General features: G+C 71.1%; 18 protein-coding genes. All 18 read left to right on the top strand.

Features of this window, described 5'->3' with window-relative positions; genetic code table 11:
- Positions 1-2: 2 nt before the first annotated feature.
- The 18 genes from fliG to ACJ7VY_RS08690 all read left to right on the top strand — a co-directional run bounded on the left by fliG (position 3) and on the right by ACJ7VY_RS08690 (position 18,863).
- A complete protein-coding gene (fliG, locus tag ACJ7VY_RS08605) occupies positions 3-989 on the top strand; it encodes a flagellar motor switch protein FliG (protein ID WP_104938850.1) in 987 nt (328 codons plus the stop codon).
- Complete coding sequence (locus tag ACJ7VY_RS08610; RefSeq protein WP_409475431.1) at positions 986-1,633, top strand: FliH/SctL family protein; 648 nt, start codon at positions 986-988, stop codon at positions 1,631-1,633. Before fliG ends, ACJ7VY_RS08610 begins: the two co-directional genes overlap by 4 nt.
- Positions 1,630-3,039: a FliI/YscN family ATPase gene (locus ACJ7VY_RS08615; RefSeq protein WP_104938851.1), complete on the top strand. Its 1,410-nt coding sequence runs from the start codon at positions 1,630-1,632 to the stop codon at positions 3,037-3,039. The genes ACJ7VY_RS08610 and ACJ7VY_RS08615 overlap by 4 nt, the downstream gene beginning before the upstream one ends.
- Positions 3,036-3,488 carry a flagellar export protein FliJ gene (gene fliJ, locus ACJ7VY_RS08620; RefSeq protein ID WP_104938852.1) on the top strand — a complete coding sequence of 151 codons (453 nt, stop codon included), beginning with the start codon at positions 3,036-3,038 and terminating at the stop codon, positions 3,486-3,488. Before ACJ7VY_RS08615 ends, fliJ begins: the two co-directional genes overlap by 4 nt.
- Positions 3,485-4,669, top strand: coding sequence for a flagellar hook-length control protein FliK (locus ACJ7VY_RS08625; RefSeq protein ID WP_313249433.1), 1,185 nt, complete (start codon positions 3,485-3,487; stop codon positions 4,667-4,669). Before fliJ ends, ACJ7VY_RS08625 begins: the two co-directional genes overlap by 4 nt.
- Positions 4,670-4,802: 133 nt before the next feature.
- Entirely contained in the window at positions 4,803-5,345 is a 543-nt protein-coding gene (gene fliL, locus ACJ7VY_RS08630) for a flagellar basal body-associated protein FliL (RefSeq protein ID WP_409475432.1), read from the top strand.
- A 10-nt stretch (positions 5,346-5,355) separates the two neighbouring features.
- Positions 5,356-6,372: a flagellar motor switch protein FliM gene (gene fliM, locus ACJ7VY_RS08635; RefSeq protein ID WP_104938855.1), complete on the top strand. Its 1,017-nt coding sequence runs from the start codon at positions 5,356-5,358 to the stop codon at positions 6,370-6,372.
- Positions 6,365-6,724, top strand: coding sequence for a flagellar motor switch protein FliN (fliN, locus tag ACJ7VY_RS08640; protein WP_104938856.1), 360 nt, complete (start codon positions 6,365-6,367; stop codon positions 6,722-6,724). The genes fliM and fliN overlap by 8 nt, the downstream gene beginning before the upstream one ends.
- A 35-nt stretch (positions 6,725-6,759) precedes the next feature.
- On the top strand, positions 6,760-7,146 hold the full coding sequence (gene fliO, locus ACJ7VY_RS08645; RefSeq protein WP_313249581.1) for a flagellar biosynthetic protein FliO: 387 nt from the start codon (positions 6,760-6,762) through the stop codon (positions 7,144-7,146).
- A gap of 2 nt (positions 7,147-7,148) precedes the next feature.
- A complete protein-coding gene (gene fliP / locus ACJ7VY_RS08650; RefSeq protein WP_104938857.1) occupies positions 7,149-7,931 on the top strand; it encodes a flagellar type III secretion system pore protein FliP in 783 nt (260 codons plus the stop codon).
- Positions 7,932-8,692: 761 nt separating this feature from the next.
- Positions 8,693-8,962 carry a flagellar biosynthetic protein FliQ gene (locus ACJ7VY_RS08655; RefSeq protein WP_054665837.1) on the top strand — a complete coding sequence of 90 codons (270 nt, stop codon included), beginning with the start codon at positions 8,693-8,695 and terminating at the stop codon, positions 8,960-8,962.
- Between the two features lie 8 nt (positions 8,963-8,970).
- Complete coding sequence (gene fliR, locus ACJ7VY_RS08660; protein ID WP_240213480.1) at positions 8,971-9,762, top strand: flagellar biosynthetic protein FliR; 792 nt, start codon at positions 8,971-8,973, stop codon at positions 9,760-9,762.
- Between the two features lie 156 nt (positions 9,763-9,918).
- The gene (locus tag ACJ7VY_RS08665) at positions 9,919-12,003 is read left to right on the top strand and encodes an EAL domain-containing protein (RefSeq protein ID WP_313249429.1); all 2,085 of its coding nucleotides are present in this window, start codon (positions 9,919-9,921) and stop codon (positions 12,001-12,003) included.
- 125 nt (positions 12,004-12,128) lie between these two features.
- Entirely contained in the window at positions 12,129-13,259 is a 1,131-nt protein-coding gene (gene flhB, locus ACJ7VY_RS08670) for a flagellar biosynthesis protein FlhB (protein WP_313249427.1), read from the top strand.
- Positions 13,256-15,361: a flagellar biosynthesis protein FlhA gene (flhA, locus tag ACJ7VY_RS08675; protein ID WP_104938861.1), complete on the top strand. Its 2,106-nt coding sequence runs from the start codon at positions 13,256-13,258 to the stop codon at positions 15,359-15,361. The genes flhB and flhA overlap by 4 nt, the downstream gene beginning before the upstream one ends.
- A 163-nt stretch (positions 15,362-15,524) precedes the next feature.
- Positions 15,525-17,249 carry a flagellar biosynthesis protein FlhF gene (gene flhF, locus ACJ7VY_RS08680; protein ID WP_409475433.1) on the top strand — a complete coding sequence of 575 codons (1,725 nt, stop codon included), beginning with the start codon at positions 15,525-15,527 and terminating at the stop codon, positions 17,247-17,249.
- Entirely contained in the window at positions 17,236-18,120 is an 885-nt protein-coding gene (locus tag ACJ7VY_RS08685) for a MinD/ParA family protein (protein WP_161615654.1), read from the top strand. Before flhF ends, ACJ7VY_RS08685 begins: the two co-directional genes overlap by 14 nt.
- Positions 18,117-18,863 carry an RNA polymerase sigma factor FliA gene (locus tag ACJ7VY_RS08690; RefSeq protein WP_161615655.1) on the top strand — a complete coding sequence of 249 codons (747 nt, stop codon included), beginning with the start codon at positions 18,117-18,119 and terminating at the stop codon, positions 18,861-18,863. The genes ACJ7VY_RS08685 and ACJ7VY_RS08690 overlap by 4 nt, the downstream gene beginning before the upstream one ends.
- The last annotated feature ends 9 nt before the right edge of the window (positions 18,864-18,872 follow it).

Below are 18,872 nucleotides of genomic sequence, written 5' to 3' on the forward strand. Positions count from 1 at the left end.
CCATGAATGGCGTGCAGCGCGCCGCGGTGCTGCTGCTCTCGCTGGGCGAAGCCGACGCGGCCGAGGTGCTGCGCCACATGGAGCCCAAGGAGGTGCAGAAGATCGGCATCGCCATGGCCACCCTGACCGACGTCAGCCGCGAACAGGTGCAGCAGGTCATGGACGAGTTCAGCAGCGAACTCGGCAACAAGACCTCGCTCAGCGTCGGCTCGGACGACTACATCCGCAACATGCTGGTGCAGGCGCTGGGCAACGAGAAGGCCAACAACCTGATCGACCGCATCCTGCTGGGCCGCAACACCACCGGCCTGGACACGCTGAAGTGGATGGACCCGCGCGCGGTCGCCGACCTGGTGCGCAACGAACACCCGCAGATCATCGCCATCGTCATGTCGCACCTGGAAAACGACCAGGCCGCCGAAGCGCTGAAGCTGCTGCCCGAACGCACCCGGGTCGACGTGCTGCTGCGCATCGCCACCCTCGACGGCATCCCGCCCAACGCGCTGAACGAACTCAACGAGATCATGGAGCGCCAGTTCGCCGGCAACCAGAACCTGAAGTCGTCCAACATCGGCGGCGTGCAGTGCGCGGCCAACATCCTCAACTTCATGGATGGCGGCCAGGACCAGGCGATCCTCAGCGCGATCGCGCAGGTCGATGCGCCGCTGGGCAGCCGCATCCAGGACCTGATGTTCGTGTTCGACGACCTGGTGGACCTGGACGACCGCGAGATGCAGCTGGTGCTGCGCGAAGTCAGCGGCGAGCGCCTGGGCCTGGCCCTGCGCGGCGCCGACATCAAGGTGCGCGACAAGATCACCCGCAACATGTCCCAGCGCGCCGCCGAGATCCTGCTGGAGGACATGGAGGCGCGCGGCCCGGTCAAGCTGTCCGACGTGGAAGCCGCGCAGCGCGAGATCCTGGCCATCGTCAAGCGCATGGCCGATGAGGGCACCGTCACCATCGGTGGCAATGCGGAGACCATGCTGTGAGTCCGGTCGTGCGCTGGATGGCCCCCGATCTGACCGCCGCGCTGGAACCGGCGCCGGCGCTGTCCGACGACCATCCCGGCGATGCCGCGGAACTGCCGCCGGAGCCGTTGCCGCAGCCGCCGACGCTGGAGCAGATCCAGGCCATCCAGGACGCCGCGCGCCAGGAAGGGCTGGAACAGGGACACGCCGAGGGCCATGCCGAAGGCCTCGCCCAGGGCCAGACCGAGGTGCGCCGGCTGGTGGCGCAGATCGAAGGCATCCTGGACAACTTCAGCCGCCCGCTGCTGCGCCTGGAAGGCGAAGTGGTGGCCGCGCTGGGCGAGTTGTCGGTGCGCGTGGCCGGGCAGTTGCTCGGCCGTGCCTACGAAGCCGAACCGGCGCTGCTGCAGGAGCTGGTCAACGAGGCGCTGGAAGCGGTCGGCGGCAGCAGCCGCGAGGTCGAGGTGCGCCTGCACCCGGATGACATCGCCGCGCTGGCGCCGCTGCTGAAACTGGCGCCGGGCCAGCGCCTGAGCCCGGACCCCGGCCTGAGCCGCGGCGACCTGCGCGTGCACGCCGAAAGCGTGCGCATCGACGGCACCCTCGAGGCGCGCCTGCGCGCGGCGCTGTCCACGGTGATGCGCAAGGCCGGAGCCACCCAATGAACCCCACCCATCCCGACACCGCGCCGCCCGACCGCCCGCCACCGGCGCCCGCCGCCTGGTCGGCCGCGCGCAACCTGCGCCTGGCCGCCCGGCTGGACGCCATCGACATCGAGCCGGGGCACGGCCGCGGCCTGATCCGCGAGGGCGTGCTGCGCCGCGCGGTGGGCCTGACCCTGGAAGCGGTCGGCTGCGAGGCGCCGATGGGCGCCACCTGCAAGGTCGAGGTCGACGGCGGCTGGGTCGACGCCGAGGTGGTCGGCTTCGCCAGCGACCGCACCTACCTGATGCCCAGCGCCGAACTGCACGGCCTGCTGCCCAACGCACGCGTGGTGCCGTCCTACCGGCGCGGCGGGGTGGAGGTCGGCGAAGGCCTGCTGGGCCGGGTCATCGACAGCGACGGCGTGCCGCTGGACGGCAAGGGCCCGATCCGCGCCGAAGGCAGCGCCAGCATGGCCGGGGTGTCGATCAACCCGCTCGCGCGCGAACCCATCACCCAGCCGCTGGACGTGGGCGTGCGCGCGATCAACGCGCTGCTGCCGATCGGCCGCGGCCAGCGCGTGGGCCTGTTCGCCGGCTCCGGCGTCGGCAAATCGACGCTGCTGGGAATGATGACCCGCTTCACCTCGGCCGACGTGATCGTGGTCGGGCTGATCGGCGAGCGCGGCCGCGAAGTGCGCGACTTCGTCGAGACCACCCTGGGCGAGGAAGGCCTGCGCCGGGCGGTGGTGGTGGCCGCGCCGGCCGACCGCCCGCCGCTGGCGCGCCTGCATGGCGCCTATCGTGCCACCGCGATCGCCGAGTGGTTCCGCGACCAGGGCCTGAACGTGCTGCTGCTGATGGATTCGCTGACCCGCTTCGCCCAGGCGCAGCGCGAGATCGGCCTGTCCGTCGGCGAACCGCCGACCACCCGTGGTTACCCGCCCAGCGTGTTCGCCAAGCTGCCGGCGCTGGTGGAACGCGCCGGCAACGGCGCCAAGGGGCGCGGCTCGATCACCGCCTTCTATACCGTGCTCACCGAGGGCGACGACCCGCAGGACCCGATCGCCGACGCCGCCCGCGCCATCCTCGACGGCCACATCCTGCTTTCGCGCCGGGTCGCCGATTCCGGCCTGTACCCGGCCATCGACGTCGAGTCGTCGGTCAGCCGCGTGGTCCAGGACATCGCCGACGACGCCTGGCGCCTGCGCATCCGCAAGCTCAAGCGGCTGGTGGCGGCGTATTCGGCCAACCGCGACCTGATCGCCATCGGCGCCTACCAGCGCGGCAACGACGCGGCCACCGACGAAGCGCTCGAGCGCTGGCCGGAAATCCTCGAATTCCTCGGCCAGGACGTGAGCCTGGCCGCCGACCTTCCCCACAGCCTTGCCGCCCTGAAACGCCTGGTCGAAAGCGAGAACGTCCCATGAACCAATCCCGTCGCCTGGACCCCCTGCTGCGCCGTGCGCAGGACCACGAGGACGCGGTCGCCCGCGCCCTGGCCGAGCGCCAGCAGGCGCTGGACATGCACCTGTCGCGGCTGGAGGAACTGCGCCGCTACGCCGAGGAATACGCCGGCGCGCAGATGGCCGCCACCAGCCCGTCGCAGCTGATGAACCGGCGCGCGTTCCTGGACCGCCTGGACAGCGCCGTGCAGCAGCAGAGCCAGACCGTGGACCGCAACCGCGAGCGGGTCGATGCCGAGCGCGCACGCTTGCTGCTGGCCAGCCGCGACAAACAGGTGCTGGAGCAGCTGGCGGCCAGCTACCGCGCCCGCGAAAAGCAGGTGGAGGAACGCCGCGACCAGCGCGAAATGGACGACCTGGGCGCACGCCGCGCCCGCCAAGCCCAGCTGTCTGGCGAGGACGACAGCCCATGACGCCGCTGTCGCTGGGCGCGGCGAGCGCCAGCCAGGCGCCGGGCGCGGCTTCCCCGCCGCGCGCCGGCAGCGGCGCCGACAAGGACGCCGCTGGATTCGACGCGCTGCTGCAGGCCGCGCCGCAGCCGCCGGCGGCAGCCACGCCGCGGCCGAAACCCGCGGCCCGCCCGGCCGCGGACGACCCGGGGCGCGGGAACGCCGACCCGGCGGCCGCGCCGGCGCCGGCCGATGCCGCCGGCGGCGGCGAAACCGCCGCGGCCAGCGACGCCGGGAAACCGGCGGCCGCCGCTGAGGGCGGTGGCGACCAGGACGACAGCGACGACGACGCGCCGCAATGGCCGCCGGTCGGCCTTGCCGGGCTGTTGCCGGCAACCACGACGGCCCCGGCCGTGGCCGACGCCGCTCCGCTGGCCACCCGCGATGGCGGCGCCCTGCCCCGCTCCAGCGGCGCAGCGTCGCCGGCCGCGTCCACGGCGGCTGCCGCGGTGCCGACCGCGCTGGCGCCACCGCCCGCCCCCGTCGCGTCGACGGCGGCCACCACGGCCATGGCCGCTGCGGCGGCGCTCGCCGCCGACGCCGAGGCCCTGGCACCGTCGCTGCCCGGCGGCGACGCTGCGCCGGTGCTGCCCGGCGCCCCGGCCGGCAACGCGCCGGCGGCCACCGATCCAGGCGCCGGCGCGGCGCTGTTCGGGCCGCTGCTGCAGAACCTGGCCAGCGTGGCCGAAGCCCGTCCGGCACCGGCCTTCCCGCCGGCGCTGTCGGCGCCGGTCGACATGCAGGCAGCCGACTTCGACGACGCCATCGGCGCCCGCGTCGGCTGGCTGGCCGACCAGAAGATCGGCCATGCGCACATCCGCGTCACCCCGAACGACCTCGGGCCGGTGGAAGTGAAGCTGCAGTTGGACGGCGACCGGGTCCACGCGACCTTCTCAAGCGCGCATGCCGAAGTCCGCCAGGCGCTGGAAAGCGGCCTGCCGCGGCTGCGTGAAATGCTGGGCGAACAGGGCCTGCAGCTGGCCCAGGCCGATGTCGGCCACCGCCAGTCCGAGCCGGGTTCGTCCAACACCGGCGGCAGCGGCACGGGCACGGGCCACGACGGCGAGCCGGGCGAGGCCGGCGCCCTGACCGGGCGCGATGTCCGTCCCCTGCGCCTGCGCGGCCTGCTCGACGCCTACGCCTGAGGCGTAGGCGCGGCCCACGGCTGGCGCGCGCCGCGCGCCGTGGCCAACCCCGTCAACTTTCCGTCATCGCCACCGGCCCGCACTGCGGCACGCGTTTTGCATATTCAGGGACAGCAACCCTGAGGAGCACAACGTGGCAGCCGCCGCCGACAAATCCCGCAAGCCAGACACTTCCAAGGACAAGGACAAGGATGCCGCGGCCAAGCCGCGCCGTTCGCTGCTGGCGACCCTGCTGATCGCCGTGGTCGCCGCCGGCGGCGCCGGTGGCGCCGGTGGCGCCGTCTGGTATTTCACCCAGGGCCGCGCCGACGCCGCGCCGTCCAAGGCCAAGGCCGCGGCCCCGGCCACGCCGGCCCCGGCGCAGTACTTCGCACTCGACCCGGCCTTCGTGGTCAACCTCAACGGACGCGTGGACGGCCCGCGCTACCTGCAGGTCGAGGTGCAGCTGATGACCCGCGACCCGGAGGCGCTGCCGGCGCTGCAGACCCACGCCCCGGCGATCCGCGCCAAGCTGCTGATGCTGTTCTCCCAGGTCGAGCCCGAACAGATCGCCGACCGTGCCGGCAAGGAGCGCCTGCAGGCCGCGGCGCTGGCCGAGGTGCAGAAGCTGATGCAGGCCGAGACCGGCAAGAAGACCGCCGACGACCTGCTGTTCACCAGTTTCGTCACCCAGTAAGGCGACGCCGATGAGCATCAACGACCTGCTGTCCCAGGATGAGATCGACGCCCTGCTGCACGGCGTCGATTCCGGCACGGTGGACACCGCCGAGCCCGAGCCGCCGCCGGGCGAGGCGCGGCCCTACGATTTCGCCAGCCAGGACCGCATCATCCGCGGGCGCATGCCCACCCTGGAGATGGTCAACGAGCGCTTCGTGCGGCTGTGGCGCATCGGCCTGTTCAACCTGATCCGGCGCTCGGCCGAGATCTCGGTGCGCGGCATCGAACTGATCAAGTTCGGCGACTACCTGCACTCGCTGTACGTACCCACCAACCTCAACCTGGTCCGCTTCAAGCCGCTGCGCGGCACCGGCCTGATCGTGTTCGAGCCGACCCTGGTGTTCGCGGTGGTGGACAATTTCTTCGGCGGCGACGGGCGCTACCACACCCGCATCGAGGGCCGCGAGTTCACCGCCACCGAGATGCGCGTGATCCAGCTGATGCTCAAGCAGGCCTTCGTCGACCTGCGCGAGGCCTGGAGCCCGGTGATGAACGTCGATTTCGACTACATCAATTCGGAAATCAACCCGCACTTCGCCAACATCGTCAGCCCGCGCGAGTACGTGGTAGTGTGCCGCTTCCACGTCGAGCTGGAAAGTGGCGGCGGCGACATCCACATCACCCTGCCGTACTCGATGCTGGAGCCGATCCGCGAGCTGCTCGACGCCGGCATCCAGAGCGATCGCAACGACCGCGACGAGAGCTGGGCGATCATGCTGCGCGAGCAACTGGACACCGCCGAGGTGGAGCTGTCCAGCGTGATCGCGCGCCGGCGCATGAGCCTGCGCGAGCTGAGCCGGCTCAAGGTCGGCGACATCCTGCCCATCGAGATGCTGAAGGAAGTGCCGTTGTGCGTCGAAGGCATCCCGGTGTTCACCGGCGAGTTCGGCATCGCCCGCGACCGCAACGCCATCAAGATCACCGCTACCCATCCGCCGGGCAGGCCGCCACGCCCGTCCGCGTCCCAGGAAAACTCCCATGACTGAGCACGACCCCACCGAGATCCCCGCCCCCGCCGCGCCCGCCGCCGAGCCGGCGCAGTTCGCCAACCTGCAGGCCGAGGGCGACGGCAACGCCGACCTCAACCTGGACGTGATCCTGGACGTGCCGGTGACGCTGTCGCTGGAAGTCGGGCGCGCGCGGGTGCCGATCCGCAACCTGCTGCAGCTCAACCAGGGCTCGGTGGTGGAGCTGGAACGCGGCGCCGGCGAATCGCTGGACGTGTTCGTCAACGGCACCCTGATCGCGCATGGCGAGGTGGTGGTCATCAATGACCGCTTCGGCGTGCGCCTGACCGACGTGGTCAGCCCCAGCGAGCGCATCCGGAGACTGCGTTGAGCCTGCTGCCGGCCACCGCCCTGGCCGTCGCCGCGATGGCCCAGGGCCATCCGCAGGCGGCGCCGGTCGGGCAGCATGCGGCCGCCGCGCCGGGCCTGTTCGGCGCGGTGCTGGCGCTGCTCGCGGTACTGGCGCTGATCGTCGGCCTGGGCTGGCTGCTCAAGCGGCTGCCCGGCGCCGGCTTCCGCCCGGCCGAGGGGTTGAAGCTGGTGGCCAGCCTCAACGTCGGCGCCAAGGAACGCGTGGTGGTGGTCGACGTCAACGGCCAACAGCTGCTGCTGGGCATCACCGCCGGCGGCATCAGCGCGCTGCACGCACTGCCCGAACCGCTGCCGTCACCGGCGCCGGCCACGCTTCCCCACCTCAAACACCTACCGAATTTCGCGCAGCTGCTGCAACAGAAGCTGCGCAAGGACGCCTGAGCATGCTGCCGCACCGCCTCAATTCCCGTTTCTGCTGCCAGCTGGCGGTCGTGTTCGCGCTGCTGGCGCTGCCGCTGCTGGCCTGGGCAACCCCCGCCGCGCCGCAGCTGCCGGCCCTGCCCGACGTGAACGTCGGCAAGATCGGCGGCGCCCCGGTCAGCCTGCCGCTGCAGACGCTGCTGCTGATGACGGCGATCACCCTGCTGCCGTCGCTGCTGCTGGTGCTCACCGCCTTCACCCGCATCATCATCGTGCTCGGCCTGCTGCGGCAGGCGATGGGCACCGGGCAGACGCCCTCCAACCAGGTACTGCTCGGACTGGCGCTGTTCCTGACCGCGATGATCATGATGCCGGTCTGGGACAAGGCCTGGTCCACCGGCATGGCGCCCTACCTGGACGGCAAGATCGACTTCCAGACCGCGTGGACCCTGACCACCCAGCCGCTGCGCGCGTTCATGCTGGCGCAGGTGCGCGAGACCGACCTGATGACCTTCGCCGGGCTGGCCGGCCAGGGCCCCTACGCCGGTCCGGACGCGATCCCGTTCCCGGTGCTGGTGGCCTCGTTCGTCACCAGCGAACTGAAGACCGCGTTCGAGATCGGCTTCCTGATCTTCATCCCGTTCGTGATCATCGACCTGGTGGTGTCCAGCGTGCTGATGTCGATGGGCATGATGATGCTCTCGCCGATGCTGATCTCGGCGCCGTTCAAGATCCTGCTGTTCGTGCTGGTCGATGGCTGGGTGCTGGTGGTGGGCACGCTGGCGGCGAGCTTCAACGCGGTGTGAGCCGCCACTCATGAATTCATTGCACGAAGCCGCGATCAACTCGCGGCTTCGTTGTTTCCGGCCCAGCAACTGACGGAGGCTGCCCCCGCTTCGGCCGCTTTCGCCTTTGACCTTGATGTTGCTGCCGTTGCTGCCGTTGCTGCCGTTGCCAATGGATTTTGACTTGCCGGGTTCCCTTCCGTAGCAACGGAGCTGACGGACAAGACCCCGAAGGGGCGGCGTGCATGGATGCACGTCGTTTTTCGACGAGACAGGGATGTCTCGTCGAAAAATCCCGGCAGCGCAGTGGACCTGGAGCGCGCAGCGCGGAGGGTGCGCAGGCAGGGCGTGCTTTCTTTTGGTTAGCTTTTCTTTGCACGAGCAAAGAAAAGTAACTCGCTCCCCGAAGGGGAGTGAAAGCTCTCGCTCTGACTTTGACTTTGGCCCTTTTAGAAGCAACTTCAGAAGCAAAGGCTTTCGTGCCCCTAAAGGGGCCCGAGCCACCTTTCTTTGCTTGTGCAAAGAAACCTGGCGCAAAGAAAGCACACCCTGCCTACGCGCCCACGATGCTGCGCATCGCGGGTCCACTCCGTCGGCAGGATTTTTCGACGAGACATCCCTGTCTCGTCGAAAAACGCCGCACATCCTTGTGCGGCGCCCCATGCGGGGTCTTGTCTGCCGCCTCCGTCGCTACGGAAGGGAACCCGGCAAGTCAAAATCCATTGGCAACGGCAACGTCGGAAACCTTGCCCCTCTGGCACCAACCTTGCATCCACCCCGGCATGAGTCCCGAACTTGCCCTTACCGAACTGCGCGGCGGCCTGGTCGCCACCCTCTGGATCGCCGGCCCGCTGCTGGTGGTGGTGCTGGTGGTCGGCGTGGTCATCGGCATCATCCAGGCCGCCACCCAGCTCAATGAGCCGACCATCGCCTTCATCGCCAAGGCCGCGGCGCTGACCGCGGCGCTGTTCGCGCTGGGCAGCCTGCTGCTCGGCCACCTGGTGGAGTTCACCACCCTGCTGTTCCAGCGCATCCCGCACCTGATCGGCTAGGCGGCGCCATGGACCCGATCACCCGGATGATGATCGATGGCCAGCAGGCCTTCGCCATCATCGGCACCACCCTGTGGGTCATGCTGCGCATCGGCGCGATGCTGATGGCCATGCCCATGGTGGGCTCGCGCGCGGTGCCGGCACGGGTGCGGGCGCTGCTCGCCGTCGCGCTGTCGGTGGCGCTGGCACCGGTACTGCCGCCGGTGCCGGTCTGGAACGGCTTCGACGCGGCCACGGTGCTCAGCATCGCCCGCGAGCTGGCGGTCGGGGTGAGCATCGGCTTCCTGCTGCGGCTGATCTTCGAGGCCGGCGCGATGGCCGGCGAACTGGTCGCGCAGGGCACCGGCCTGGCGTTCGCGCAGATGAGCGATCCGCTGCGCGGTGGCAGCTCCGGCGTGGTCGGGCAATGGTTCTACCTGCTGTTCGGGCTGCTGTTCTTCACCAGCAACGGCCACCTGGCACTGATCTCGCTGCTGGTGGACAGCTACAGGGCATTGCCGATCGGTACCGCGCTGCCCGACCCGCACGCGATGGCCGCACTGGCCCCGACCCTGTTCCTGCAGGTGTTCCGCGGCGCATTGAGCCTGGCGCTGCCGCTGGTGGTGGCGATGCTCGCGGTGAACCTGGCGTTCGGCGTGCTGGCCCGCGCGGCGCCGGCGCTGCACCCGATGCAGCTGGGCCTGCCGGTGTCGCTGCTGCTGGGGCTGGTCCTGCTGGCACTGCTGGCCGGGGAAATGGCCGCGCCGGTGCAGCGCCTGCTCGACAGCGCGTTCGACGCCGCGCGGCAGGTAACGGGCTGAGCCGGAATCGCCGCGCCCGCCGTGCGCGGCGGCGAACCGCTTGCCCGGCGCGCGCCGGCCCGGGATAGTCTGCAGGCGGGGCCGGCAGGGATCGGGCCTGCCGCCGCCGGATGCGTGGCACGCCCCGCGTGCCATCGGGTGCAAAGGGAGGATGCCATGCTTGCAGGAAGCTATAACCCGTCGCTGGTCGCGCTGTCGGTCCTGGTCGCGATGCTCGCTTCGTTCACCGCGCTGGACATGGCCTCGCGGGTATCGGCCTGGCGCCATCGCGGCGCCGCCGGCGGCTGGCTGCTGGCGGGCGCCGTCGCCATGGGCACCGGCATCTGGTCGATGCACTTCGTCGGCATGCTCGCCTTGCGCCTGCCGATCCCGCTCGGCTATGCGCTCTGGCCGACCCTCGAATCGCTGCTGGTGGCCATCGCCACCTCGCTGTTCGCGCTGTGGCTGGTGTCGCGTCCCGCCCCGGCGCAGGCGCGGCTGGCGCTGGGCGCGCTGCTCATGGGCCTGGGCATCGCCTGGATGCACTATGCGGGCATGGCCGCGCTGCGCATGCGCCCGGCCATCGACTACGCGCCATCGTGGGTCGCGCTTTCCATCGTGATCGCGGTGGGCGCCTCCTGGGCCGCGCTGTTCATCGCCCTGCGCATGCGCAGCCGCGCGCGGCCGCTGGCGCAGCGCCTGGCCGCCGCCGCGGTGATGGGCCTGGGCATCGTCGGCATGCACTACACCGGCATGGCCGCGGCGCGGTTCGCGGCCGGCTCGGTGTGCACCGCGGCGACCGGCGGCGGCATCGGCGCCGAATGGCTGGCGGCCGGGGTGCTGCTGCTGGCCGTGGCGATGATGGCGGTGGTGCTGGTCATTTCGCTGTTCGAGCAGCGCCTGCAGGCGCGCCTGCTGCGGCGGCGCAACACCACGCTGTCGGCCTCGCTGGACGGTGCGCGCAAGGAGCTGTTCCATGCCAGCCGCCACGATCCGCTCACCGGCCTGCCCAACCGCCAGCTGTCGCACGAACGCATCGAACAGCTGCTGCAGCAGTGCCGCGCGACGGGGCTCGGGTGCGCGGTGATGACCCTGGACCTGGATGAGTTCCGCCACATCAACAGCGCCTTCGGCCCGCAGGCCGGCGACGCGGTGATGGTCGACGTGGCCGAACAGCTGCGCCGGCAGCTGCCGGACGGCGGCCTGGTCGGGCGCCTGGGCGGCGACCAGTACGTGATCGCGCTGCCGCTGGCCGACGATGCCGCCGCGGCGCCGCTGGCCGAGCGCATTCTCATGGCGGTCAACACGGTGCGCGTGGACGAGCGCGACATGCGCGTCACCGCCAGCCTGGGGCTGGCGCTGTACCCGGCACAGGGCGCCACCGCGCCACAACTGCTGGCCCATGCCGAGACCGCCACCCGCCATGCCAAGCAGGCCGGCCGCAACCGCCACGCCCGCTTCGCCGCCTGGATGAGCGCCGACGCCGAGCAGGACCGGCGCCTGCTGGAGGACCTGCGGCAGGCGCTCGCCACGGCGCAGCTGAGCCTGCATTACCAGCCCCGGGTGCATGGCGACAGTGGCCTGGTCACCGGCGCCGAGGCGCTGCTGCGCTGGCGCCATCCGGTGCACGGGCCGGTTCCCAGCGCACGCATCATCCGCCTGGCCGAACAGCACGGACTGATCGACGTGATCGGCCGATGGGTGCTGGACGAGGCCTGCCGGCAGATGCGCTGCTGGCACGATGCCGGCCACCCCGGCTGGCAGGTGTCGGTGAACCTGTCGGGGCTGCAGCTCGGTTCGCCGTGCCTGGTCGAGGAGGTGCGGCGGGTGCTGCAGCGGCATGAACTGGCGCCGTCGCGGCTGGTGCTGGAAGTCAGCGAGAACGCGGTCACCCGCGACGCCGACGCCGCGATCGCGGTGCTGCGCGCCGTCGCCGCGCTGGGCGTGGGTATCTCGATCGACGATTTCGGCACCGGCTTCTCCAGCCTGCTGCAGCTGCGGCGGCTGCCGGCCACCGAGATCAAGATCGACCGCGCCTTCGTGATGGCGCTGGAGGACAGCGACGAGGACGTGGTGGTGGTCGCGGCGATCGTGGCACTGGGCCACGCCCTGAACATGGAGGTGGTGGCCAAGGGCATCGAGACCCCCGGCCAGCGCACCTATGCCGAGCGCCTGGGCTGCGACCACCTGCAGGGCTACCAGTTGGGGCGGCCGGTCGGCCCGGAGAGCTTCATGCGCCTGTACGCCAGCGGCGGCCTCTGAGCGCGGCGCCCGGCGCCCCCGGCCGTGCGCGTCCCGGGCGATGACCCCGGCCGCACCCGCCGGCCGCGGCGGCGCTGGCCCGGTTCTTGCACGGCCGATGCCGGATCCAGTACCCGCGCCAGGCCATGGCTGAGAACGAAGACGGCACCGAAAAAACCGAACAACCTACCGGCAAACGGCTGCGCGACGCCCGCGAGAAGGGCGACATCCCGCGCTCGCGCGAACTGGCCACCGCCACGGTGTTCGGCGCCGGGGTGATCGCCGTGGCCACCCTGTCCGGGGTGATCGGCGGCAATGCGCGCGCCTGGATGCGCACGGCGCTGGCGCCCGAGCCGGGGCTGTTCCAGACCCCCGACGCGCTGTTCGGCCACGCCGGGATGCTGCTGCTGCGGCTGCTGCTGGCGACCTGGCCGCTGTTGCTGGCCTGCCTGCTGGCCAGCTTCGTCGCGCCGCTGGTGATGGGCGGGTTGCGGGTGTCGTCCAAGGCGCTCATGCCCGACCTCAACCGCATGAACCCGATAAGCGGGATCAAGCGCATCTACGGCATGCAGTCGCTGGCCGAACTGGCCAAGTCGCTGCTGCGCATGCTGTTCGTCGGCGCCGCCGCCGGGCTGTGCATCTGGCACGGCTTCGATGCCCTGCGCGTCCTGCCGCAGCTGCCGCTGGAACGGGCGGTGCTCGATGGCCTGGGCTTCACCCTGCGGCTGCTGCTGGCCACGGCCGGCGCGCTGGTGCTGCTGGCGGCGATCGATGCGCCGTACCAGCACTGGAACTGGCTGCGCAAGCTGAAGATGACCCGCGACGAGGTCCGCCGCGAAATGAAGGAAAGCGAGGGCAGCCCGGAGGTCAAGGGCCGCATCCGCCAGATGCAGATGCAGCTGTCGCAGCGGCGGATGATGGAGGCCGTGCCCAATGCCGACGTGGTCGTGGTCAACCCCACCCACTACGCGGTGGCGCTCAAGTACGAGGCGGGGCGCATGAACGCACCGACCGTGGTGGCCCGCGGCGTGGACGAACTGGCCCTGCGGATCCGCCAGGTGGCCGACGGCAACCGGGTGGCGATCGTCTCGGCACCGCCGCTGGCACGCGCCTTGTATAGGGAAAGCCAACTCGGCAAGGAAATCCCCGTGAGACTGTATTCGGCCGTCGCCCAGATCCTGTCCTACGTCTACCAGCTGCGTGCCTGGCGCGGCGGGCCGATGCCGCAGCAGCCGGCCATCGACATCGACGAGTTCGGCAAGGGGGCCCGCCCATGAGCGCCCAGCCCATGCCCACCACCGCGCGCCGCCTGCTGGATGCGATCCGCCAGGGATTCGGCGCGCCGCTGATCGTGCTGGCGCTGCTGGCAATGGTGGTGGTGCCGCTGGCCGCGCCGGTGCTGGACGCGCTGTTCACCTTCAACATCGCCATCTCGCTGATGGTGCTGCTGGCGGTGGTGTACGTGAAGCGGCCGCTGGACTTCACCATCTTCCCGATCGTGCTGCTGGTCACCACCATGCTGCGGCTGGCGCTGAACGTGGCCTCCACCCGCGTCATCCTGCTCAATGGCCAGAACGGCCACGAGGCCGCCGGCAAGGTCATCGCCTCGTTCGGCGAATTCGTGATCGGCGGCAACTACGCGGTCGGCATCGTGGTGTTCGCGATCCTGACCATCATCAACTTCGTGGTCATCACCAAGGGCGCCGGGCGCGTGTCGGAAGTGACCGCGCGCTTCATCCTCGACGCCATGCCCGGCAAGCAGATGGCGATCGACGCGGACCTCAACGCCGGCCTGCTGACCCGCGAGGAAGCCAAGGCGCGGCGCGAGGAAGTGCGCGAGGAAGCCGATTTCTACGGCGCGATGGACGGCGCCAGCAAGTTCATCCGCGGCGACGCCATCGCCGGCATCCTGATCCTTTTCATCAACCTGCTCGGCGGCCTGGCGGTGGGCGTGCTGCAGCACGGCATGCCGTTCGCCGACGCGGCCTCCACCTATACCCTGCTGTCCATCGGCGACGGCCTGGTGGCGCAGCTGCCGGCACTGCTGGTGTCCAGCGCGGTGGCGATGCTGGTCACGCGCGCCTCGCGCGCCCAGGACATGAGCCAGGCGATGATGGGCCAGGTGTTCGGCCAGTACCGGGCGCTGGCCATCGCCGCGGCCATCATCGGCCTGGTCGGGCTGGTCCCGGGCATGCCCAACCTCGCGTTCCTGATCCTGGCCGCGATCCTCGGCTTCCTGGCCTGGAAGCTGTGGAAGCGCGACATGGCCGCCGCCGCGGCCGGCACCGAGGCCGGCGCGGCCGCCGCCGGCGAGATCCCCGGGCTGCTCGGCGCGCCGCCGGCGCCGACCGCCGAGCTGAGCTGGGATGAGCTGCGCCCGGTCGACCCGCTGGGGCTGGAGGTCGGCTACCGGCTGATCCCGCTGGTGGACAAGGCCCAGGGCGGCGAACTGATGGCACGCATCAAGGGCGTGCGCCGCAAGCTCACCCAGGACGTGGGCTTCCTGATCCCGTCGGTGCACATCCGCGACAACCTGGAACTGGCGCCCACCACCTACCGGGTGCTGATCCACGGCGTGCCGGTGGCCAGCGCCGAGATCCACCCCGACCGCGAGCTGGCGCTGGACCCCGGCAGCGCGATGGGCCAGCTGGACGGCATTCCCGGCAAGGATCCGGCGTTCGGCCTGGACGCCACCTGGATCCAGCCGCACCAGCGCGCCCACGCCGAGTCGCTGGGCTACACCGTGGTCGATCCGGCCACGGTGGTCGCCACCCACCTGTCGCACCTGATCCGCGAACACGCGCCGGAACTGCTGGGCCACGAGGAAGTGCAGCAGCTGCTGGCGACCCTGGCCAAGAGCGCGCCCAAGCTGGTCGAGGACCTCACCCCCAAGGCGCTGCCGATCTCGGTGGTGGCGCGGGTGCTGCAGAACCTGCTGATCGAGCGCATCCCGATCCGCCAGCTGCGCAAGATCGCCGAGGCGCTGGTGGAGAACGCCGCGCTCAGCCAGGACCCGACCGTGCTCACCGTGGCGGTGCGCAACGCGCTGGGCCGGTTCATCGTGCAGGAAATCGCCGGCATGTCGCCGGAACTGCCGGTGTTCACCCTGAACCCGCAACTGGAACGGGTCTTGCAGGAATCCACGCAGGGCAACGGTGCCGCACTGGAACCCGGTCTCGCCGAGCGCCTCCACCAGAGTCTTGCCGAATGCGTCGGCAAGCAGGAGGCGCGCAACGAGCCGGCCGTGGTGCTGGTACCGGGCCCGGTCCGCGCCGCCCTCGCGCGGATGGTCCGCCACAGCGTCCCCTCGCTGTCGGTGCTGGCCTACAGCGAGGTACCGGAAGACAAGCGCCTGAAGCTGGTCGGCACGATCAGCTGAGGACAGCCTGGAAACCGGCGGCGGCGCAGGACGACGTCAAAGAACGGACACCAGGCCGGCAACCGCCACACACGAAGGACGAGGAGCACGCACCGCCATGCACCACACCGCCAACGCTACTGCTCCCGCGTCGCACCCGCACACGAATTCCCGGTACTCCAGCATGAAGATCAAACGTTTCGTCGCCGCCGACATGCGCACCGCCATGAACCTGGTGCGCAAGGAACATGGCCCCGACGCCGTCATCCTGTCCAACCGCCGGATCGAGGAAGGCGTCGAGATCGTGGCGGCCGCGCACTATGACGAGAGCGTGGTGCAGCGCGCCCTGGAGGCCGCCCGCCCGGCACCGCCGCCGGCGCCCAAGCCGCGCAGCGCCGCCGAGGCGATCATCGCCGCGGTGACCCGCCGCAAGGCGCCGGAGCCGGAACCGGTGGTGGCCACCGCCTCGGCCGTGGCCGCCCTCGCCCGCTCGGCGGTCGGCGCCACCGGGCGCTCGATCGACAGCAGCCTCGAGCTGGCCCCGGGCAGCCGTTTCTCGTCGCTGCTCAAGCCGCAGCCCGCGCCGGCGGCGGTCGCTACGCCCCCACCGGCGCTGCCGGAACAGATCTTCGCCACCTTCCCGGCGCTGCAGGACGATGCGCCGGTGGTGCCGGCGTTCCGTCCCGAAGGCTTCGCCGTCGCCGCGGCGGCGCCGGTACCGGCCGCCCGCAACCGTGCCCACTTCGCGATCGATCCGCCGCTGGACGCGCCGGCCACGGCGCTGCCCGCAGCCGCCGCGCCCAGCGAACCGGCGCTGGCGGTGCCGCCCGTGGCGGCAGCGGCCGTGGCCGCGCAACCGGCACTGCCCGCCCCCGCCCCCGCCATCGCCGTGCCGGCACCGGCCCCGGCATCGACGCCGCTCAGCGTCAATGTTCCGGCACCGGCGGCCGACCCCGCCGTCGCCGCGCCCGCGCTGAGCGTGGTCCCGGCGGTACCGCGCGATGACCGCCAGCTGGCCGAACTGCGCCAGGAAGTGGCCGGCATGCGCCAGCTGATCGAGCGCGAGATGAACCGCTTCACCGACGAGCGCCTGCGCGGCAGCCCGGTGCGCGCCAATGCGCTGGACCTGATGGACGAGTACGGTTTCGACGCCGGCCTGGCCCGCGACGTGGCGGTGCAGATGCCGGCCGATACCGACCCGGCGCGCGCCCGCGGGCTGATGCTGGGCCTGATCTCCAAGAAACTGCCGATCGCCCCGGTCGACCCGATCGAGGCCGGCGGCGTGATCGCCCTGGTCGGCCCGACCGGCGCCGGCAAGACCACCACCATCGCCAAGCTGGCCTCGCGCTTCGCCGAGGCCCATGCCGCGCGCGACGTGGCCCTGGTCACCACCGATACCCAGCGCATCGGCGCCCGCGAGCAGCTGTACGGCTTCGGCCGCCAGCTCGGCATCGCCGTGCACGAGGCCAGCAGCGGCACCAACCTCAACCAGCTGCTGGAGCGCCTGGCCGATTACAAGCTGGTGCTGATCGACACCGCCGGGCTCGGCCAGCGCGATCGCGCCCTGACCGCGCAGCTGCAGTGGCTGCGTGCCGCCGGCCAGATCCGCACCCTGCTGGTGCTGCCGGCCAACACCAGCTTCCAGGACATGGACGAGGTGGTGCGCCGCTTCGGCGCGGCCAACCCGCAGGGCGTGGTGCTGACCAAGCTGGACGAGACCGGCCGCTTCGGCTCGGCCCTGTCGGTGGCCGTGGACCACCGCCTGCCGATCACCTGGGTGACCGACGGCCAGGACGTGCCCGAAGACCTGCACCGCGCCTCGGCGGCCAATCTGGTGCTGCGCCTTGAAGATTTGCGCCGCGCGGCCGATATGCCCTGCAATCCGGAGTTGAACCATGCCGTCGCGTGAGTACGCCAAGCTGACCAATGCCTTCCCGCTGTCGGCCACCCGCCGCCAGCCCGCGGGCCCCGTGCGCACCATCGCGGTGACCGGGGGCAAGGGTGGCGTGGGCAAGACCAACGTCTCGGCCAACCTGGCCGTGGCGCTGGCCGGCATGGGCAAGCGCACGCTGCTGCTGGACGCCGACCTCGGCCTGGCCAACATCGACGTCATCCTCGGGCTGCAGCCCAAGCACACCCTGGCCGACCTGGTCGCCGGGCGCTGCACCCTGGAGGACGTGATCATCGAAGGCCCCGACGGCCTGCTGGTGGTGCCGGCCGCGTCCGGCCGCCGGCACATGGCCGAACTGCAGCCGGCCGAGCACGTCGGCCTGGTCAACGTGTTCTCCGAGCTGGAACGCGACCTGGACGTGATGATCATCGACACCGCCGCCGGCATCACCGACAGCGTGTTGACCTTCTGCCAGGCCGCGCAGGACACGGTGGTGGTGGTGTGCGACGAGCCGGCCTCGATCACCGACGCCTACGCGCTGATCAAGGTGCTCTCGCGCGAGCGCGGGGTGGACCGCATCCAGGTCGTGGCCAACATGGCCCGCGACCCCAACGAAGGCCGCATGCTGTACGAGAAGCTGGTGCGGGTGTGCGAGAAGTTCCTGGCCGACGTTTCGCTGAACTACCTGGGCTGCGTGCCGCAGGACGACTGGCTGCGGCTGTCGGTGCAGCGCCAGCAGCCGGTGGTCAAGCTGTACCCGTCGGCGCCGGCGGCGCTGGCGCTGCAGGAGATCGCCCGCCGCACCGCCCGCTGGCAGGCGCCGACCGAGCCGCGCGGCGGCGTCGAGTTCTTCCTGGAGCGCATCATCCAGCGCGGGGTGGCGACATGAACCCGGCCGCCCATTACCGCGAAGTCCAGCGCGCCAGCGCCAACGACTGCATCGCCCGCCATTCGGACCTGGTGCGGCGCATCGCCCACCACCTGGCGGCGCGCCTGCCGGCCAGCGTCGAGATCGACGACCTGATCCAGGCCGGCATGATGGGCCTGATCGAAGCCTCGCGCAGCTACGACGCCGAACAGGGCGCCTCGTTCGAGACCTACGCCTCGATCCGCATCCGCGGTTCGATGATCGACGAGATCCGCCGCGGCGACTGGGTGCCGCGCTCGGTGCACCGCCGCGCCCGCGACGCCGCCGCGACCATTCGCCGCATCGAGCAGGCCACCGGCCGCGCCGCCAGCGCGACCGAAGTGGCGCAGGCCATGGACATGCCGCTGCCGGAGTACATGCGGCTGATCGAGGACGCGGCGCGCGGCCAGGTGCTGAGCCTGGAATCGCGGATCGAGGACCAGGGCGAACTGGACACCCCGGCCACCGGCGGCCCGACCCCGCAGCAGGTGCTCGAGCGCAGCCAGTTCGGCGAGGAACTGGGCAAGGCGATCGGCCAGCTGCCCGAACGCGAACAACTGGTGCTGTCGCTGTACTACGAGCAGGAGCTGAACCTGAAGGAGATCGGCGCGGTGCTCGGGGTCAGCGAGTCGCGGGTATGCCAGATCCACGGCCAGGCCATGCTGCGGCTGCGTGGCCGGTTGAAGATTTTCGAGGCGGCCGACGCCGGCCTCGTCGAACCATGAAGAGGAACA

The organism is Stenotrophomonas sp. Y-13 (assembly GCF_046267925.1).
In the GTDB taxonomy this organism is placed as follows: Bacteria; Pseudomonadota; Gammaproteobacteria; order Xanthomonadales; family Xanthomonadaceae; genus Stenotrophomonas; species Stenotrophomonas acidaminiphila_A.

Bases quoted from the DNA above. Each gene is read 5' to 3' on its own strand.
- fliR (WP_240213480.1), top strand. From the start codon at position 8,971: ATGGACCCGATCACCCGGATGATGATCGATGGCCAGCAGGCCTTCGCC.
- ACJ7VY_RS08665 (WP_313249429.1), top strand. From the start codon at position 9,919: ATGCTTGCAGGAAGCTATAACCCGTCGCTGGTCGCGCTGTCGGTCCTG.
- ACJ7VY_RS08625 (WP_313249433.1), top strand. From the start codon at position 3,485: ATGACGCCGCTGTCGCTGGGCGCGGCGAGCGCCAGCCAGGCGCCGGGC.
- fliJ (WP_104938852.1), top strand. From the start codon at position 3,036: ATGAACCAATCCCGTCGCCTGGACCCCCTGCTGCGCCGTGCGCAGGAC.
- fliO (WP_313249581.1), top strand. From the start codon at position 6,760: ATGGCCCAGGGCCATCCGCAGGCGGCGCCGGTCGGGCAGCATGCGGCC.
- fliG (WP_104938850.1), top strand. From the start codon at position 3: ATGAATGGCGTGCAGCGCGCCGCGGTGCTGCTGCTCTCGCTGGGCGAA.
- ACJ7VY_RS08655 (WP_054665837.1), top strand. From the start codon at position 8,693: ATGAGTCCCGAACTTGCCCTTACCGAACTGCGCGGCGGCCTGGTCGCC.
- ACJ7VY_RS08615 (WP_104938851.1), top strand. From the start codon at position 1,630: ATGAACCCCACCCATCCCGACACCGCGCCGCCCGACCGCCCGCCACCG.
- flhF (WP_409475433.1), top strand. From the start codon at position 15,525: ATGAAGATCAAACGTTTCGTCGCCGCCGACATGCGCACCGCCATGAAC.
- fliM (WP_104938855.1), top strand. From the start codon at position 5,356: ATGAGCATCAACGACCTGCTGTCCCAGGATGAGATCGACGCCCTGCTG.
- ACJ7VY_RS08690 (WP_161615655.1), top strand. From the start codon at position 18,117: ATGAACCCGGCCGCCCATTACCGCGAAGTCCAGCGCGCCAGCGCCAAC.
- fliP (WP_104938857.1), top strand. From the start codon at position 7,149: ATGCTGCCGCACCGCCTCAATTCCCGTTTCTGCTGCCAGCTGGCGGTC.
- ACJ7VY_RS08685 (WP_161615654.1), top strand. From the start codon at position 17,236: ATGCCGTCGCGTGAGTACGCCAAGCTGACCAATGCCTTCCCGCTGTCG.
- fliN (WP_104938856.1), top strand. From the start codon at position 6,365: ATGACTGAGCACGACCCCACCGAGATCCCCGCCCCCGCCGCGCCCGCC.
- flhA (WP_104938861.1), top strand. From the start codon at position 13,256: ATGAGCGCCCAGCCCATGCCCACCACCGCGCGCCGCCTGCTGGATGCG.
- flhB (WP_313249427.1), top strand. From the start codon at position 12,129: ATGGCTGAGAACGAAGACGGCACCGAAAAAACCGAACAACCTACCGGC.